The 3770-nt window shown below is 35.3% G+C and carries 6 protein-coding genes; 4 read left to right on the top strand and 2 right to left on the bottom strand.

What is annotated here, in order from left to right; translation table 11 throughout:
* The first annotated feature begins 254 nt into the window (after positions 1-254).
* Positions 255-455, top strand: a complete 201-nt coding sequence (locus IQ211_RS18290; protein ID WP_311062224.1) for an antitoxin — start codon at positions 255-257, stop codon at positions 453-455.
* Positions 455-829, top strand: coding sequence for a type II toxin-antitoxin system PemK/MazF family toxin (locus IQ211_RS18285; protein ID WP_189761259.1), 375 nt, complete (start codon positions 455-457; stop codon positions 827-829). The genes IQ211_RS18290 and IQ211_RS18285 overlap by 1 nt, the downstream gene beginning before the upstream one ends.
* A 146-nt stretch (positions 830-975) precedes the next feature.
* Here the strand turns inward: IQ211_RS18285 and IQ211_RS18280 are convergent, their stop codons facing one another.
* On the bottom strand, positions 976-3000 hold the full coding sequence (locus tag IQ211_RS18280) for a BglG family transcription antiterminator (protein ID WP_189761260.1): 2025 nt from the start codon (positions 2998-3000) through the stop codon (positions 976-978).
* A 144-nt stretch (positions 3001-3144) separates the two neighbouring features.
* Between IQ211_RS18280 and IQ211_RS18275 the strand changes: the two genes are divergently transcribed.
* Both IQ211_RS18275 and IQ211_RS18270 read left to right on the top strand, forming a co-directional pair.
* Positions 3145-3459 (top strand): PTS sugar transporter subunit IIB, encoded by a 315-nt coding sequence (locus IQ211_RS18275; protein WP_189761261.1) that lies wholly within the window; start codon positions 3145-3147, stop codon positions 3457-3459.
* Positions 3460-3522: 63 nt separating this feature from the next.
* Positions 3523-3672: a hypothetical protein gene (locus IQ211_RS18270; protein ID WP_189761262.1), complete on the top strand. Its 150-nt coding sequence runs from the start codon at positions 3523-3525 to the stop codon at positions 3670-3672.
* A gap of 7 nt (positions 3673-3679) precedes the next feature.
* Here the strand turns inward: IQ211_RS18270 and IQ211_RS18265 are convergent.
* Positions 3680-3770: IS1 family transposase (locus IQ211_RS18265; RefSeq protein WP_228011616.1), on the bottom strand; the 91-nt coding region annotated here is incomplete at its 5' end.

Genomic DNA, 3770 nt, shown 5'->3' with positions numbered 1-3770 from the left:
TGGATCCCTTTAACTGCACAACAAGAGGGACAGGTCACATCAATCTTTGCCATCTGAATGTTCTCCAAATAGGCATACTATACATGATTCAATAAATTGATGTCACGACCCGAATATTTCAATTCAGGAAGCTAAACTAAAGATACAGTTTTGTATTCTATAATCGGTTATGAGGCATGATCTAAACTCAACGGAATATGATTAATGATGTATATGTTATATACACAATTCTTTATAATGATGTTGCAACAGTAATGGGATGGTCTGTAGGCATGACATTGGATATAACACCATCAGGCGACACAATAAGCATCAAACCAACGGGTAGAATTGCCAGAGGCCGGAAGTCTCTTTCTGAACTGTTGCAGGGCATCGATGAAACAGAAATACAGACTTTCAACGAAGCAACAGCCGACGACATAAATTCTCATCCTGTTGGTAATGAGGTGATTTAATGGTACGTAGAAGGAACTTCCCAAGTAAAGGCGAAATCTGGCACGCTAATGGCGATCCCGTTAGCGACAGAGAGTTTAAAGGGGCGCATTACTACCTGGTTATCTCTGAATTTGCACTAAATCAAAAGCTAGGTACTGCACTTTGCGTTCCAATTACCAGTAGAGGAGGAATAGCACGTTCTGAAGCTGTCACCGTATATCTTGATGGCTCAAGTACCGATACTGGAAAAATTACCGGTGTTGTGCTTTGTTACCAAATCCGCTCACTTGATTTGAATGAACTCAAAGCTACCTATTCAGCGCAGGCTACGCCTGGCATTGTTGATGAAATACTCACTAAAGTAATAGATATTTTAGATCCTCAATTAAACTAACTGCGAAAAACTTTGTCCCACAATCTGAGCAGTTATCGAAGAAAATCTATGATCAGCTCTTTTGTCCATCGAAAAAACCACTTTGGTAGGTGGTTTTTTATTTTATATCAACCAAATAGCCATTATACTTCTGGGAATTCATTTCTTTAATGATGGTGATATTCAATTAAAATATCTCGAAACTTTTCGAAGTCAGTGATTTTACCAAGTGCACCAATAACGCTACCATCGTGATTAAAGATATCTAACAGCGCATCGTAACTCTCAGCAAAACACGTCCTGTCAACCCGATTTATTGCACTCAAAAACACCACATGTACTCGTTCATCTTTTCCCCAACGTATGCCTTTTGGACTGATGACTACAGCGATACAGGTTTTCACCGCATCCAGTTTGATCGAATGAGGTAACGCTAAAATGCCAAAAGCTGTCGAAGATGCATGTTCACGCTCATACACAGCGTTGATAAAATCAGCTTCAGCATAGCCCTTCGCTAACATTTTCTGGCACACTATTTCGATAAGTTCATCCCGATTGCGAAAATTGGGATTAAAAAGAAAAAGTTCGGGATCAAAGAATAAATCAATATTTCGGATTAATGTGGCCCTTTTCCGGTTCGCATTGGCTATGTCAATTTTTTCCATCAATTCAGAATGCTTATCTCTTAAATGGAAAGGGGATATGTAGACAGTTTCACAATATCGTTCTGGAGAAAAATTTATTGTCGTAATCAATAACGCAAACTCTATACCTTCCAATTCAGCAGGCTGGGAAATAATCTTAATTAGATTTATTTCATCACCAAAATCACGTAGTAGCTGATGGTAAATTTTATTTTCAATTCCACGATAACTCGGACACAAGAGTACAGTTCTCACTTTAGTAATATTTCTTTTCTGCCGTTCAAACTCAGCCCCAACATGTAATGCAATAAAAGAAATTTCATCTTCATTTAATGTATTATTGAAATAGCTATTCAATTGCAAAGAGATAAAAATAGCAATATCAAAAACGATTCTGCATTCCTTTTTGATTATTTCCAACATGGGATTTTTAGTATAGATTTTATGTTTCAACCTTGTTTGTAACCCTGACAAGTGTAAGGACAGCAAAGAAATAAAATCATCAGAGGCTAAATCAATCAGGTAATTTTCTTGCACGGACTCAGCTAATTGCCGAGTCAGTTGATAAAGTTTAGCGCCAACTAAATCAATGACTTCATTATCTACCTTATTAAGGTTTGTATTGGTTTTCAAAAAAAGATAGCAAGATCTTCTTTCATTTTCAGGAATAAGAATGCCAAAACAAAGTTGGAGTTTGTCGCATAACTCATCAGAGATCAATCTTAGATCACTATTTTCTCTAGGTAATGATTGATTCTCCAGATACCTGCCCTTTTTCAAGCGTTCTATCAATATCAGGAAGTGTAAAATAAGATTGGTATACGAAAAGTCACTAAGATACAATTCCCATTTATCAAAAATACTGGTCATTATTTCAACAACATCTTTCACTTGTTTTTCTTCAAATATTTTCTCCAATACTTTGGAGTCAATAAAACGATAGCTTGTTTGTTCAAAGATCGTGTAAGAAACTAATTTTCTTAAATCATGCTCTGTGCCTAATATTTCAATATGACTGTTTTTACATAAGAATTTCACGTTGAAGCGTTGAAATGATGCATTCATCTTGTATACTAATGCCTTTAACGTAGAATCACTTATACATAAATCATTGCTGAGGTCATATATATTACTGCTTCTCTTAAATAACAAAATAGCCTTAATAATAAAGTGTGCTCTTTCCTGATACGTTTTGGGTAAACTGTTTTTCTGGCAATTTAACTGATTTACTATATTTTGCGATGATAAATTTTGTGACAACAAATATCCCTGCCGACTGGAAATAATAATTTTTCGCTCATAAAACCCATTAATTTCCGCAACATAATTTTTTACAGATCTTATTGATATTGCCAAAACTTGAGATAATTTTAATGCTGAAACAGGGGCCTTCTGGGTTAATAGGTAATTTAATAAATCTTTCAGTTTAATTCTTAGCATAACAATACCCATAAAGTTAAAAATAATTATTTTATACCCATATAACTCCAAGGTGCGTGTGATTTCATATAGTGTTGTAAATTGCAACTTGCAGTTTAATGCGTACATATTACTGCCAATATTTTTATTTAAAAATAAAAACCTGCCCTCTATGAGTGCAAATATTAATTTGAATATGCAAAAGAAATGGTAGAGAGTGTATCCACATCACAAAACAGCAATCAATGAACAAATCAATAAAAAGAGGATTACATGAAGAAGATATTTATTATGTTATGCTGCGGTGCAGGTATTTCTAGCGGAATGCTGGCAACCAGAACCCGCAATGCAGCAAAAGATAAGGCCATCCCTGTCACTGTTGAAGCCAGAAGTGAAAGTGAGGTTGCAGAGTATTTTTCTGTCATCGATATTTTATTCCTTGGGCCACACTATGCTTCACAGCAAAAAGAGTTTCAGAAACATGCCGACCGTTATCATATTCCTGTATTGGTAGTACCACAAGAAATCTATGGAAGATTAGATGGTAAAGCATTACTCGAGTTAGCCATAAATACCCTGAAAAACTAACTTAATTTTTTAAATTAAATTTCACCAGGGAATTTCAGAGGAAAAATTAAAGAGAGATACAAAATGCAAGCATTTATGTCTTGGTTATCTGACTCATTTGCACCTGCTATGCAAAATTTTACCAAACGGCCTTGGGTAGCTGCAATTTCTGGGGCAATGCAAAAAAATATTCCTTTTATCTTAGCTGGTTCACTTATCTTTTTTTGGTCATGATTCCAATTTATTGATAGTGACGAATGTTCAAATAATACCCAATGACTCTGTCATGCATTTCTATGGATTTTGAAAAAGATAAGGTCTTGCGAGTCAGT

Source organism: Xenorhabdus griffiniae, from assembly GCF_015163655.1.
In the GTDB taxonomy this organism is placed as follows: Bacteria; Pseudomonadota; Gammaproteobacteria; order Enterobacterales; family Enterobacteriaceae; genus Xenorhabdus; species Xenorhabdus griffiniae.
Note: the sequence above shows the minus strand (reverse complement) of the source record. Positions and strands in the feature narration are given on the sequence as shown.